The organism is Clostridium aquiflavi (genome assembly GCF_031344075.1).
GTDB classification, from domain to species: Bacteria; Bacillota; Clostridia; order Clostridiales; family Clostridiaceae; genus Clostridium; species Clostridium aquiflavi.
The window spans coordinates 1-14,400 of the sequence record NZ_JAVJAN010000019.1 but is presented as its reverse complement, the minus strand read 5'-3'; the positions used below and the strand labels follow the sequence as shown (position 1 = coordinate 14,400).

Below are 14,400 nucleotides of genomic sequence, written 5' to 3'. Positions count from 1 at the left end.
AACAAAAATCTCACAGTTTAAAAATATAATGTTACAAATTTGAGATAATTTGCTTATGATTTATATTAAAATATAAATACTACTTTTAAATCACATCTCTATCCAGTTTTATTTATGCATATATCAATATTCTGATAAAAAATTGACTAAATCAAAAAATAGCTATTGATTTAATAAGAATATTGAAAAAGTAGATCCGTTACCTTTACTTGAACTTACTTTAATATAGCCACCTTCTTTTGAAATGATTTCACGAGAAAGATAAAGACCGATGCCAATACCAGAAATGTCATAAACATCTTCTTCTCGATAAAAACGATTAAAAATTTTACATATATTTTTAGAATTTATACCAATGCCATCATCGCTTATATCTATTTTAGTAAAGATCTCTAAAGGAGTAACACTTATAGAAATATTACCTTCACAGTGAGTATATTTTACTGCATTATCTAAAATATTAAAAATAGCTTCACTTGTCCATTTGGCATCATGTTTTACAATTAATGAAGAATCACAAGATACATTAATATTTAAATTTTTCTTTTCTGCTGTAAATATTATATTGCCTAAAGAAGATGCAATCGTATTACAGAGAAGAGAAGACTTTATATTTAAAGATATTAAACCAGTTTCAAGTCTAGACATTTTTATTATTGACTGCATTAAAAAGTCTAATTTATTTAATTGATTGTTTATTAATAATAAAAATTCATTAACTTTTTCTTTAGAAAGTTCTCTTTCAATTAAGGTAGAATTATATAATTTTAAATTTGCAATAGGAGTTTTAACTTGATGAGAAATATCAGAAATTAAACTTTGAATTTCTATTTTTTCTATTTCACTTTTATTTCTACTCTCAAGCATTAAGTTATATAATTTTTTTAATTTATTTTGAAATTTAGATACCAAAGTTTCATCTTCAAGATTAAAAGCAATATTATCCTTTCCAGAGATCATATCATCGATGCAATTATCTATAGTTTTAAATGTATAGATAATTCTTTCTCTTATTAAAATAATAAAAATTAATCCAAGAAAAATATAAGATAAAGCAAATAAAAGAGTTAAAATTTTCACGTTGAAATTTTCTATTTTGATAAAAATAAAAGCTGTAAAACTTATAAAAAGCAAAATTAACAGTGATATAGTTAAGTTATAAATTTTATTGAATGATAAATTAATTTTCATTGTATTTTCCACCTACCCACATATACCCCATACCATAGATGGTTTTTATGTATTTAACATTTTTAGTTTCAATTTTATTTCTTAGACGATTTATATTAACAGTTAAAGTATGTTCATCTACAAAGTTTCTATCACAATCCCAGAGCTTTTCAAGAAGAACTTGTCTAGTAAGAACTTGTCCTTTATTGGAAATTAAGATCTTTAGCATTTTAAATTCTGTTGGAGTAAATGAAATAGCTTTATTATTAACAGTTGCTGTCATTTTATTGAAATCCATTGTAAGATTAGAATCTTTATAAATACAAGAAAATAAATTTTTATTACATCTACGAAGTATTGCAGCTATTTTTTGTCTAAATATATTTATACTAAAGGGTTTTGTTATGTAATCATCAGCGCCAAGTTTAAATCCAGAAAGTATATCATCTTCTAAATCACAAGCAGTTAAAAAAATTATAGGAGTATCTTGAATTTGTTTTATGCTTTTACATAAATCAAAACCATTACCATCAGGTAAATTTACATCCAGAATGATTAAATCAAAATTTTCTATATTTAGAATTTTTAATGTTGAATTTATGTTATATTTTGGTGTAACAACATAGCCATCTAATTGGAGATTATAGCATAATCCAGAATTTAAGATAATGTCATCTTCTACTATTAGTATTTTTTTCATCTTTTCTCCTTATGTAACATATTTATTATTTACCTTTATTAGAATACATTTCTATATATTTGTATAATATCAAATTGAAATGTTAAAGTCTAATTTTAATAGAAGAAAAGTTATGTTGTTAAGAAGAATTTATAGTAGCTGTTTTAAATAAAGGAAATATACTAAACAATATTAAAACTAATTTTATATTTGTGTGATAAAGTCACAGATTCTAATAAGCTTATTATGGTATAACTTTATTAAAATATAAGAAATAAAGACTTGTAGCATTTAAATAAATACAGAAAGCAATATTAGAGAATACTATTTCATAGAAATGTTTATGTTAAAAATAATAAAGTAAGGAGAGATAAAATGTCTAAAAAAGTTATCATTGTTGGTGGAGTTGCAGGTGGAGCATCTACTGCGGCTAGACTTAGAAGGCTAGATGAAAATTTAGATATAATTATGTTTGAAAAAGGTGAATATATATCATTTGCTAATTGCGGACTTCCATATTATATAGGAGGGACCATTAATGATAGAGAAAAACTTATAGTTCAAACTGTAGAAGAAATGAGTAAAAAATTCAATTTAGATATAAGAAATTTAAGTGAAGTTATAAAAATAGACAAGGAAAATAAAAAAGTTAGTATAAAAGATTACAAGAGTAATGAAGTTTATGAAGAAGACTATGATATTTTAGTATTATCTCCAGGAGCAAGTCCTTTAAAACCTAAAATATCAGGAATTGATAAATGTGATAATTTATTTACACTTAGAAATATACCAGATACGGATAAAATAAAAGAATTTGTTGATAATAAAAATCCTAAAAAAGCAGTTGTAATAGGTGGAGGATTTATAGGACTTGAAATGGCTGAAAATCTAAAGGAAAGAGGCATTGATGTAACTTTAGTAGAAGCTAGTGATCAAGTAATGGCTCCAATTGATATAGAAATGGCAAGTATAGTACATGATCATTTAATTGATAAGAATGTAGAATTAATTTTAAAAGACGGTGTAGAGTCTTTTGAAGACGAAGGAAAGAAAATCGTTTTAAAAAGTGGAAGAAAAATTAATACTGATATGATAATTTTATCAATTGGTGTTAAACCAGAAACTAGAATAGCTAAAGAAGCAGGCATTGAGTTAAATGAAAGAGGAGCTATTGTAGTAGATAAGCATATGAAAACTTCTGATTTAAACATTTTTGCACTAGGAGATGCAATTGAAGTTATGGATTTTGTAAATAAGAAGCCTACAATGATTCCTCTAGCTTGGCCTGCAAATCGTCAAGGTAGATTAGTTGCTAATAATATAATTGGAAAAAATGAGGAGTATAAAGGAAGCCTTGGTTCATCAGTTGCCAAAGTATTTGACTATACAGTAGCTGCAACTGGTAATAATGAAAAAACGCTTAAAAGACTAGGGATTGATTATAAAGCAATTCATATACATCCAGGTTCTAATGCAGGATATTATCCAGGGTCTTTTCCAATAGCAATTAAAATGTTGTTTGATCCTAAGGATGGGAAAATATTTGGAGCTCAAGCTGTAGGAATGAGTGGAGTTGAAAAACGTATTGATATATTAGCTACAGCAATTAAAGGGAATTTTAGTGTTTTTGATTTACAAGACATTGAGGTGTGTTATGCACCACCATACAATTCAGCAAAAGATCCAGTTAATATGTTAGGATACTATGCAGCAAATATTATAGAAGGAATAGTTGATACAATTCAATGGGATGAAATAGATAATATAGATAAAAGTAATTCTATAATTTTAGATGTAAGAGAAGAGTTTGAATTAGTTACTGGAAAGTTTGATAATTCAATTAACATTCCTCTTGGTGATTTGAGAAATAGATTAAATGAGATGCCAAAAGATAAACATATATATGTTACATGTCAAGTTGGGTTACGTGGTTATGTAGCTTGTAGAATATTAAAACAACACGGAATAAACTGTACTAATATAGATGGTGGATTAAAGACATATATGTATGTAAAAAGGGCAGAAGAAAACTTAAAGAATCAACATGAAAAACTTAATGAAATAAAAGAAGAGGTAGCAGCTATGAGTTTAGAAGATTTAGATATAACAGAAATAAATGCAAAAGTTACGTTAGATGCTTGTGGACTTCAATGTCCAGGACCGATAAGAAGAGTATTTGAAGAAATTAATAAAATGGAAGAAGGTCAAATTTTAGAGGCAAAAGCAAGTGATGTTGGATTTAGTAAGGATATAAAAGCATGGTGTGAAAAAACTAATAATGCTTTACTTAAATCAGAATTTAATAAAAGTAAAAATGCTTTTGTAGCTTATATACAAAAAGGAACAAAGAAAGAGGAAGTACTATCTTCAAATGCGGCTGTAGATAAAAATGGAGCAACTTTAGTAGTATTTAGTGGAGATTTTGATAAAGCTATAGCATCATTTATAATAGCTACTGGAGCAGCTTCTATGGGAAAGGAAGTTACTATGTTCTTTACTTTCTGGGGTCTTAATATATTAAAAAGTAAAAATAAGCCAAAAGTAAATAAGGATACTATGGAGAAGATGTTTGATATTATGTTGCCAGGACATCCAGAAAAATTACCATTATCTAAAATGAACATGATGGGAATGGGACCTGCAATGATAAAACAAATAATGAAAAAGCATAATGTTGACGATTTAGAAAGTTTGATAACTAACGCAATAAATATGGGGGTTAAGGTTGTTGCATGTGCTATGAGCATGGATCTTATGGGAATAAAAAAAGAAGAATTCATTGATGGCGTTGAAATAGGAGGAGTTGCATCTTATCTAGGTGCTACTGAAGATTCAGGATTAAATTTATTTATATAATTTATATGAAAATTATTTCAAAGAAACGCATATAGGACTAGGAGAAATGTATGTATACGATGAACGATTTAACAAATTTTATACTGAAAATGTTGGCTGTGGTACAGCTGAGCTTTTAAAAGATGAAATTATTGAATTTTATAGTTAAAAAACAAAATAGATAATGTAAAATAACAGTATAGAAATTTTAAATTTCTATACTGTTATTTTTATATATTTAAATTAATTATCATTTATATCAAGTCCAGGAGAAAGAGGCATTTCCCATAAGTTGTGATTAGTATGCAAAAGCTTATGAGAGACATTAGATAAAGGTTTTTCTAAAAATTCTTTATATACATTTAAAATTGATGGATTTTCATGAGAAAATCTGATGTCAGATAATTCATCAAGCTCATAAAGCTTCTTTGATCTAGTTTCTGCAAGTTCTATACCATCTTTAATTGGTTGTCCGCCACCACCAGAGCAACCACCAGGACAGGCCATTACTTCTATAAAGTCATAATAAACATTTCCTTTTCTTAAATTTTTAATTAAATTTCTAGCATTACCCAAACCACTTATCACAGCTACTTTTAATTTAGTATTATTAATTTCAAAAGTGGCTTCCTTAATTCCATTCATACCTCGAATTTCTTTAAAGGCATTTGGATCAGGATTTTTACCACATGTTAAAAAGTAAGCAGTTCTAAGAGCAGCCTCCATAACACCACCAGTAGAACCAAAAATAATACCAGCACCAGAACCTATTCCTAAAGGTGTATCAAAGTCAGATTCGTTTAAATCTTTAGCTATAATATGTTCTGATCTTATCATTCTCTCTACTTCACGAGTAGTAAGACACAAGTCTATATCTTGACCGTATCCAGCATCATTCATAATAGGAATTTCAGCTTCATGTTTTTTAGCAATACAAGGCATTATAGAGATACAATATATCTTTGATGGATCTACATTTAAAAGTTTTGCATAATAGCTTTTTGCAATAGCTCCAAACATTTGTTGAGGAGATTTTGCAGTAGAAAGCATTTTAGTCATATCAGGATATTGAGATTTTAAGAATCGAACCCAAGCTGGACAACATGATGTAAACATAGGCAAATTTGTATTATTTTTTAATCTTTCTAAAAATTCACTACCTTCTTCCATTATAGTTAAATCAGCAGCAAAGTTAGTATCAAAGATATAATCAAAGCCAATTTTTCTAAGTGCAGAAACAAGTCTTTTTACTGTTGCTTCTTCTTTTGTAAGTCCAAGAGATTCACCCCAAGACGCTCTAACAGCAGGAGCGATTTGAAGTATTGTAATTTTATCTTTATTTGAAAGAATATCAAATGCTTTCTGGGTATTATCCCTTTCTCTTAAAGCTCCAGTAGGGCAGTGAGTTATGCATTGTCCACATAATGAACAATCTGAATCTTGAATTTTTCTATTGAGTGAAACGTCAACAGTTGTTCTAGTACCTGTATTTGAAACATCCCATATATTAAGATTTTGTATTTTAGTGCAAACCTGAATACATCTCATACATTTAATACATTTTCTTGCATCACGTATTAATGGGAATTGCTCATCCCATAAATAAGGCTCGATCATTCTTTTATATTGAATTGTAATAACTCCTAAATCATTAGCTATATTTTGTAGATTGCAGTTACCACTTCTTACACAAGTTGCACAATGACAATCATGCTGTGAAAGTATAAGTTTTATATTAGTTCTTCTAGTTTCTCTAACTCTAGGACTATTTGTGAAAATTTCCATACCTTCTTCAACTACATTATTGCAAGCAGGTAATAATTTATCTTTTCCTTTTACTTCAACAATACAAACACGACAAGCGCCTATTTCATTAATATCTTTTAAATAACATAAACTCGGAATTTGAATTTTAAAAGATTTAGCTGCATCTAAGATGGTAGTTCCTTTTTTTACTTCAATATCTATATTATCAATTTTAAGTTTTACCATTTGTTAATTCTACCTCCTTTAAATACTCCATATCCAAAGTGATCACATCTTAGACATCTATAAGATTCTTGATGAGCTTCTTCACATGTCATTCCATATTCAATAAGTTCAAAATCATTTTTACGTATATCAGCATCTCTTTCAGAAGTATTAACTCGTCCACAAAGAGGTCTATCATCTAGTCTTGCACTTGGAATTTCAACATCAGAACTTATAATGTGGTTATAACCAAGATAAGTATCTATATTAGCAGCAGCTACTTTGCCAGCAGCTATTGCTCTAATCACAGTAGCAGGACCAGTTACACAATCACCACCTGCAAAAATTCCAGGACTATTTTCAACACCACTAGAACTCATAGCTTCAATAACACCTCTTTTAACAGGAACTCCAGATTCAGCAAAATGATTAGACTCTATGCCTTGTCCAATTGCTACAATTAATATATCACAAGGAATTCTTTGATCTTCTTGGCATGATGATGTAGGACGTGGACGTTTAGAATCGTCAATTTTACCAATTATTTGAGGCTTAACAAAAAGGGCTGTTACATTACCATTTTTATCACTTTCAATTCTAAGAGGTGCTTTGAGCGTTATAATTTCACAACCTTCTGCAATTGCACCTTCAATTTCATCAGGTAGAGCAGTCATATCTACTTTTCTACGCCTATATACATTACATACTTTTTTTGCACCAAGTCTTATAGCAGATCTAGCAGCATCCATTGCTACATTACCACCACCAATTACTACAACTGTTTTACCTGAAAAATCTGGTGGATTATCTTCACCTATTGCGCGTAACATTTCTACTGCTGAAATAACACCTGCACTTTCTTCTCCATCAATACCTATTTTTTTATCAATATGTGCTCCAATTGCAATATAAACAGCATCATGTGAATTTTCAATATCAAGTAAAGATATATCAGTACCAATAGATATATTGTTTTTTACTTCAATGCCTGTTGATAATATATCTGAAATATCATTTTCTAAGTGTTCTATAGGAAGTCTATAATTAGGAATTCCATATCTAAGCATACCTCCTAATTTTTCACGTTTTTCATAAATCACAACCTTGTGTCCCATTAATGATAAAAAATAAGCTGCACTTAAACCACCTGGTCCACCACCAATTACTGCTATTTTTTTACCAGTAGGAGAAGCACATTTGGGTATTGGAACTTTACCAGCATTATCAACAGCAAAACGCTTAAGACCTCTAATATTTATAGAGTCATCAAGCATATTACGTCTGCACCTAGCTTCGCAAGGGTGTTCACATATAAAGGCGCATGCTGTTGGAAAAGGATTATCTTTTCTTATTAATCTAACAGCATCAGAATATCTCTTCTGCGAAATTAAAGCAATATATCCAGGAATGTCTACACCAGCAGGGCATAGGGCAACGCATGGAACAGGCTGATTTAAGTTACATATACATCTATTGTTGACTATGTGTTCAATATAGTCTGATTTAAAACCTATTACTCCTTTTAAAACCATATTAGCTGCTTCATATCCTATAGCACAATCAGCAGAATCAATAACTACCTTTGCTGTTTTTTCAATTAAATCAATAGTTTCTAAAGTTGCTTTACGATTTAAAACATCATCAATCAAATTTTCTAATTGAGCAAGTCCAATTCTACAAGGTACGCATTTTCCACAAGTTTGTGCTTGACATAATTTTAAAAAAGAAGATGCCATATCTACAGGGCACAAACCAGGAGGACTTGCAATGATTCTACGTTCTAAGTCTTTATAAAGTCCTTCTACAATAGTTTGAGCTCCATTAGGCGTTGTAATCTCTAGTCTACTCATTTTTCTCCTTTCTGTATGTTTTAACATACTTAACAAATGTTTAATTTAAATCTTTTCATAAGTATATTTAGATTAAGTAAAATTATTCTTAAATTTAAAATTTTATTATGTATTTTAGAGTGAATTTGTAGTTTTATTGTAAAAACTCTAAATAATTTCTTATTATAAGTTATAATAAAAAGTAATATAGAATATACTGAAAAATTAAATATCAAAATCAAATATAATTGTTAAAAATTTAGCAATTAATGATGATAAAGACTGAAAAAATATAATATTAAAATTATATAAATAGAATAAAAACAACTAATAAGAAAAGAGTGATTTTTTATGAAAAGTACATTAAACAGAATAAAAAAATTTAGAAGTGATAGGGACTGGGATAAGTTTCATACACCAGCTAATCTTTCAAAAGCTATTTCAATAGAATCTGGGGAATTACTAGAAAATTTTTTATGGGATGAAGAAAACTATGATAAAGAACATGTCCTTGAGGAGTTAGCAGACGTAATGATTTATTGCATACATATGAGTGATTGTTTAAAGGTTGATTTAACAGAAATAATAAATAATAAGATGGATAAGAATGAAAAGAAATATCCAGTAGAAAAGTGTAAAGGAAGTAGCAAAAAGTATACGGAATTATAATTAAATTAATCTCTAGAATAAAAAAGTGTATGTAACATTTGTTACATACACTTTTTAACTTAATAAGTATAATTAAAATATAGAAATTATACTTAATAATGTAAAAAGGATGGATTGACATGGATTTAAAAAACTTTAAAAGACAACATATAGAAATATACGATATAATCAAAAAAATTGAGGAAATTATAATTAAAGATGATATAAGTGATTATTTTGATGAATTAGCAAGTAATATAAACAAACTTTCTGGTAAATTACAAATTCATTTAAACACAGAAGATAAATTTTTATACCCCAATTTATTAAAGGATGATAATGTAAAACATATAGCTCAAAGATATGTAGATGAAATGGGTGGGATATTGATACAATTTATAAGTTATAAAGACAAGTTTAACACTAAGATTAAACTTAAAGAAAACAAAAATCATATTATTTCAGAAACAAATAGTATTCTTTTAAAAATAACAAGAAGAATGAACAAGGAAGAAAATGAGCTTTATAAATTGATATAATAAAAAGAAGTGGTAATGAAGTCCATTAGTTTAAAGTTAAAATTAAAACACAAAATTTATTATATTTTTTTGATTTGAATCAGTTTAATATTTATGAAAATTACAAAAATAAACGATGTAGTAAATATACAATTTAACTACATCGTTTATTTTAAATATATTTATTTTATTTTAAATTTATTTACACCATCTTCAAGTTTTTCAGAAAGTTTTCTTAAATTATCTACGTAATTTTCCATCTCTTGCATTGTTGCAGTTATTTCTTCAGCAGAAGCAGAAACTTCTTCTGTGGCAGAAGCGGTTTCTTCTGAAATAGAAGATATGTTTTCTATTTGAAGAACAACTTTATCCTTTTTAGAATCAATAATTGAAGTATCATCTTTAACATCATTGATTTTTTCAGCAAGAATTTTTATATTCTCTATTATGTCAATAAATATTTTATGAGTATCATTTACTACTTTTTCTTGATCATTTACTGTAATTTCTGTTTCTTTCATGGCTGACACAGCAGTCAAAGATTTACTTTTTATTACATCTATTATTTTTTTTATTTCTTCTGTTGAATTTTTTGATTGATCTGCAAGTTTTCTTATTTCTTCTGCAACAACAGCAAATCCTTTCCCCGCTTCACCAGCTCTTGCAGCTTCTATAGAAGCATTTAAAGCTAATAGATTAGTTTGTTCTGTAATTTCAGCTATAGAATCAGACATAGCATTAATTTTTTCAGTACTTAAATTCATATCATTAACAATTTCACTAACTTGTAAAGTTGAATCTTTAGTTTTAGTAGATTTTTCAACTAAAATTTTCACCATATCTAAACCTTGTGAACTTAAATTTTCAGATCCTTCAGAAATATTTACAATATGATTATTAGCATCTGTTATTTTATTTATTCCATCAGATAAATCAAGAATTTCTACTGATCCATCTTGAGAATTTTGAGCGGTTTGTGTAGCACCTTGAGCTATTTCATCTATAGCATGAGAAACTTGTTCTACTGATAATGTTGTTTCTTGTGCCATTATTGCAAGACTTGAAGAAGTTTCAAGTATAACTTTAGATGAATTTTCTACTTCTAGCATAAGTTCTGATATATTTGTTAACATAGAATTAAAATTGTCTCCAAGGCTTCCAAATTCATCTTTACTTTTTATATTAACCTTAGCAGTTAAATCACCATCTGATGCTTTACTAAATGCAATATTTAATTTATTAGCATTATCTGATATAGATTTACTTAAAATATAAGCAACAATAATTGATAAAATAAATGCAATAAATGAAACAATAAAGATTAAATTTCTTATTGCACTGACATCATCACTTATTTCTGAATCATCCATAGTGGCTATAAGTTTCCATCCAGTAAGATGATTAGAAGTGAAACTTGCAAATTTATTAGTACCTTTATATAAATATTTTGAAAAACCCTTATTGTTAGAATTAATCATATTCCAAATTTCTAATTGAACAACATCAGTTGAACCTATAAGTTCACTATTTGGATGAAATAACATTATACCATTAGAATCACAAACATATACATATCCTGCGTTTCCTATAGTAATTTCTGATAAAGATTTAGAAATATTTTCAAGAGAAATATTCATAGACACAACACCAATAATATTAGAATCTCTTTCAACTGTTTTAGAAACAGAAACAACTAGTTTTCCAGTTCGTGCATCATTAAAAGGTTCTGATATAACAACTTGACCTTTGTTTTCTAATGCTTTCTTATACCATGATCTTTCTTTAGGATCAAAATTTTCGCCCATATCTCCTTCAGGATAAATGGTGAATTTACCATTCTCAGTACCGTAGTAAGCACTAAAAATATTATTGTCACTTTGCACTACATTACCAAGTGTTTCTTGTGCAAAAGAAATTCTTTCATCGGATAAATCACTTTCCTTAAAGTTAATATTATTAGACATCATTTCAATTGGATTTATAAAAACTTTAAGTTGAGTATTAAGAGATTCATCAACTTGTTGAAGCGTTTGAGCACTATTAACTTCGAAATTCTTTTCTAAAATTGACTTGGATTTAGAATAAGATGAAATTCCTAGGAATAAAATAGGTATTAAACAAATCAATATAAAGCTAATAATAAGCTTAAAACGAATACTTGTAAATTTAAATTTTGTTTCCATAATTTAATTAACCCTCCTAATATTTTTTCATATTTGCTAAGAAATATTGAGATTCTCTTTGTATGTTAGTAAAAAACTACGTTCATTAGTGAAAAAGCTACTTTATAATTAAGAGATTATACTAATATATAATGTTAAAGACTATATTACTTAACAGTAGATAAATATATTATAATTATCGTTATTTTTCAATTAATCTTTAGAAAAAACATACAAACTACAAAAAATATTCGGTGAATATAACAAATTTAATTATTAAATGACATTATATTTTTAAAAATGATAAATAAAGAAGACTAAAAGTGTATTCATATAAAATAATATTATATAAAAAATATATAAATATTATTTTATAAAAGAAATAAAAAAATAAAATCTACTTTTGTCGAATACGTATACAAACATATAAAGTTAAGTTATTATTTTAATATAAATATTAAAATAATTAATAAAAGTAAGGGGAAAGTTATGTCAGAAAAGAAAGATAAACAGATTATGTGGTATACATTAGCATTTATGGCATTCTCAGCTGTATGGGGATTTGGAAATGTTATTAATGGATTTTCAGAATATGATGGTCTTAAAGCGATTGTATCATGGATTATAATTTTTGCTATTTATTTCATACCATATGCTTTAATGGTAGGGGAATTAGGTTCAGCGTTTAAAGATTATGGTGGCGGAGTTAGTTCATGGATTAACGAAACTATAGGACCTAAGCTTGCATATTATGCAGGATGGACATACTGGGTAGTACACATGCCTTATATTTCACAAAAGCCATCAGGATTTATAATTGCCTCAAGTTGGGCTATTTTTCAAGATAATAGAATTAGTGCAATGAATCCCAAAGTATTACAATTAGCTTGTTTAGTAGTTTTTTTAGTTGGAATGTATATTGCATCTAAAGGATTAAATCCATTAAAAAAATTATCTGCACTTGCTGGTACATCAATGTTTGTAATGTCAATTTTATTTATAGTGTTAATGGTAGCAGCACCAGCAATTACAGATGCAAAGCTAAATACGATTGATTGGTCTTTTAAAACATTTATGCCTACTTTTGATACTAAATTTTTTACTAATTTAGCTATCTTAGTATTTGCAGTTGGTGGATGCGAGAAAATTTCACCTTATGTTAATGAAATGAAAGATCCAGAAAAAGGATTTTCTAAAGGTATGATTGCTCTTGCAATTATGGTAGCTGTATGTGCAATTTTAGGAACAGTTTCACTTGGTATGATGTTTGATTCAAATAATGTACCTAATGATTTAATGACAAATGGTGCATATTATGCATTCCAAAAGTTAGGTGAATATTATCATCTAGGAAATTTCTTCGTAATTATATATGCTATTACAAATCTTATTGGACAATTTGCAGTATTAATTATATCAATTGATGCACCTTTACGTATGTTACTTGATAGTGCAGATAAGAATTTCATTCCAGAAAAAATGTTCATAAAAAATAAAAATGGGGCTTATACAAATGGTCACAAACTTATATTAATAATAGTATCTATATTAATAATAGTTCCAGCTATTGGAATTAAAAATGTTGACGATCTAGTTAAATGGCTAGTAAAGCTAAATGCAGTGTGTATGCCACTTCGTTATTTATGGGTATTTATTGCTTATATTGCTTTAAAGAAAGCTGGAGAAAAGTTTAATAGAGAGTACTACTTTGTTAAGAATAATACTATAGGTATTATTTTAGGAGCATGGTGCTTTGTATTTACTGCTTTTGCATGTATTAGTGGTATGTACTCTACAGATATATTTAAATTAATACTTAATATTATAACACCATTCATATTAATTGGATTAGGTATTATAATGCCTTATATTGCTAAAAAAAATAATAGGCAAGAATTATAAAAATATAAAAATGTACTATACACTAAGTTATTAGTGTATAGTACATTTTTTATGATAAAATATTAATTTTGTAATACATTAATTAATGTATTATAAGAAAAATCCACTATTTCACCACAACTAATTTTATTTGCTTTCAATTCTCTACACATTTCTGTAGAATATTTTTCTTTGATTTTTGTTACAAACTCCCTAGAGTAATCTCTAGCCATATTGATTTCGTTATTATTATGTCTTCCTTTTAAGAAGCCTATAATTACAATTCCAGCATTTATAGCGCCGCAAAGACTTCCAATTCCAGCGCCAGCCCCCATACCACTACCTAATCCAAGTGGAATACTTTCATTATATTCATCATTATAAAATTTAATTAATGATTCAGCACAATTATAACCTTGGCTAAGATATTTTGATGCACACGTCATTTACTTTGTCCCCCTAAAAATATTTTACTATATTGATATTATCATATTTTTCTATAGTGAAAAATGTTTTTTTATTCTTTAGGAATTTATATTATTAAAAAAATTGTGGATAACTTTTAAAATAATGTATTTTAAAGGTATTATGAGTCCCCCTAAAGAATAAAAAATAATCATATGTCGCACCATTATTCCTGCACTGCGTTTGGAAAGGGCGCATGGCTAAAAAAATCGACGGCTCCAAAGTCGCCTTAGCGATTTTGT

General features: G+C 27.7%; 11 protein-coding genes. 5 read left to right on the top strand and 6 right to left on the bottom strand.

Going from position 1 to position 14,400, the window contains the following annotated elements; all coding sequences use genetic code 11:
- Positions 1 to 162: 162 nt before the first annotated feature.
- Together RGC78_RS08310 and RGC78_RS08305 are read right to left on the bottom strand one after the other, a co-directional pair.
- Complete coding sequence (locus RGC78_RS08310) at positions 163 to 1,191, bottom strand: sensor histidine kinase (protein WP_252212215.1); 1,029 nt, start codon at positions 1,189 to 1,191, stop codon at positions 163 to 165.
- Positions 1,181 to 1,870: a response regulator transcription factor gene (locus tag RGC78_RS08305; protein ID WP_309556436.1), complete on the bottom strand. Its 690-nt coding sequence runs from the start codon at positions 1,868 to 1,870 to the stop codon at positions 1,181 to 1,183. The genes RGC78_RS08310 and RGC78_RS08305 overlap by 11 nt, the downstream gene beginning before the upstream one ends.
- A 354-nt stretch (positions 1,871 to 2,224) precedes the next feature.
- On the opposite strand from RGC78_RS08305, the gene RGC78_RS08300 reads away from it, so the two are divergent.
- Both RGC78_RS08300 and RGC78_RS08295 read left to right on the top strand, forming a co-directional pair.
- Positions 2,225 to 4,705, top strand: coding sequence for a CoA-disulfide reductase (locus tag RGC78_RS08300; protein WP_309556435.1), 2,481 nt, complete (start codon positions 2,225 to 2,227; stop codon positions 4,703 to 4,705).
- Positions 4,692 to 4,853: a TipAS antibiotic-recognition domain-containing protein gene (locus RGC78_RS08295; RefSeq protein WP_309556464.1), complete on the top strand. Its 162-nt coding sequence runs from the start codon at positions 4,692 to 4,694 to the stop codon at positions 4,851 to 4,853. Before RGC78_RS08300 ends, RGC78_RS08295 begins: the two co-directional genes overlap by 14 nt.
- 74 nt (positions 4,854 to 4,927) lie before the next feature.
- Here RGC78_RS08295 and RGC78_RS08290 read toward each other — a convergent pair whose 3' ends face one another.
- Positions 4,928 to 6,676, bottom strand: a complete 1,749-nt coding sequence (locus RGC78_RS08290; RefSeq protein WP_309556434.1) for an NADH-dependent [FeFe] hydrogenase, group A6 — start codon at positions 6,674 to 6,676, stop codon at positions 4,928 to 4,930.
- Positions 6,670 to 8,505, bottom strand: a complete 1,836-nt coding sequence (locus RGC78_RS08285) for an NAD(P)-binding protein (protein ID WP_309556433.1) — start codon at positions 8,503 to 8,505, stop codon at positions 6,670 to 6,672. The genes RGC78_RS08290 and RGC78_RS08285 overlap by 7 nt, the downstream gene beginning before the upstream one ends.
- A 330-nt stretch (positions 8,506 to 8,835) precedes the next feature.
- Here RGC78_RS08285 and RGC78_RS08280 point away from each other — a divergent pair, with 330 nt between their 5' ends.
- Positions 8,836 to 9,153, top strand: a complete 318-nt coding sequence (locus RGC78_RS08280; protein WP_205454946.1) for a nucleotide pyrophosphohydrolase — start codon at positions 8,836 to 8,838, stop codon at positions 9,151 to 9,153.
- A gap of 119 nt (positions 9,154 to 9,272) precedes the next feature.
- The gene (locus tag RGC78_RS08275) at positions 9,273 to 9,671 is read left to right on the top strand and encodes a hemerythrin domain-containing protein (protein WP_309556432.1); all 399 of its coding nucleotides are present in this window, start codon (positions 9,273 to 9,275) and stop codon (positions 9,669 to 9,671) included.
- A 161-nt stretch (positions 9,672 to 9,832) separates the two neighbouring features.
- Here RGC78_RS08275 and RGC78_RS08270 read toward each other — a convergent pair whose 3' ends face one another.
- Entirely contained in the window at positions 9,833 to 11,833 is a 2,001-nt protein-coding gene (locus tag RGC78_RS08270; RefSeq protein ID WP_309556431.1) for a methyl-accepting chemotaxis protein, read from the bottom strand.
- Between the two features lie 468 nt (positions 11,834 to 12,301).
- Between RGC78_RS08270 and RGC78_RS08265 the strand changes: the two genes are divergently transcribed.
- Entirely contained in the window at positions 12,302 to 13,714 is a 1,413-nt protein-coding gene (locus tag RGC78_RS08265; RefSeq protein WP_252212223.1) for an APC family permease, read from the top strand.
- Between the two features lie 62 nt (positions 13,715 to 13,776).
- On the opposite strand, the gene RGC78_RS08260 is transcribed toward RGC78_RS08265, so the two are convergent.
- A complete protein-coding gene (locus RGC78_RS08260) occupies positions 13,777 to 14,139 on the bottom strand; it encodes a C-GCAxxG-C-C family (seleno)protein (protein ID WP_252232605.1) in 363 nt (120 codons plus the stop codon).
- Positions 14,140 to 14,400: the final 261 nt, after the last annotated feature.

Coding starts and splice junctions, on each gene's coding strand:
- RGC78_RS08290 (WP_309556434.1), bottom strand. CDS start 6,676: ATGGTAAAACTTAAAATTGATAATATAGATATTGAAGTAAAAAAAGGA.
- RGC78_RS08310 (WP_252212215.1), bottom strand. CDS start 1,191: ATGAAAATTAATTTATCATTCAATAAAATTTATAACTTAACTATATCA.
- RGC78_RS08300 (WP_309556435.1), top strand. CDS start 2,225: ATGTCTAAAAAAGTTATCATTGTTGGTGGAGTTGCAGGTGGAGCATCT.
- RGC78_RS08305 (WP_309556436.1), bottom strand. CDS start 1,870: ATGAAAAAAATACTAATAGTAGAAGATGACATTATCTTAAATTCTGGA.
- RGC78_RS08260 (WP_252232605.1), bottom strand. CDS start 14,139: ATGACGTGTGCATCAAAATATCTTAGCCAAGGTTATAATTGTGCTGAA.
- RGC78_RS08280 (WP_205454946.1), top strand. CDS start 8,836: ATGAAAAGTACATTAAACAGAATAAAAAAATTTAGAAGTGATAGGGAC.
- RGC78_RS08275 (WP_309556432.1), top strand. CDS start 9,273: ATGGATTTAAAAAACTTTAAAAGACAACATATAGAAATATACGATATA.
- RGC78_RS08270 (WP_309556431.1), bottom strand. CDS start 11,833: ATGGAAACAAAATTTAAATTTACAAGTATTCGTTTTAAGCTTATTATT.
- RGC78_RS08265 (WP_252212223.1), top strand. CDS start 12,302: ATGTCAGAAAAGAAAGATAAACAGATTATGTGGTATACATTAGCATTT.
- RGC78_RS08285 (WP_309556433.1), bottom strand. CDS start 8,505: ATGAGTAGACTAGAGATTACAACGCCTAATGGAGCTCAAACTATTGTA.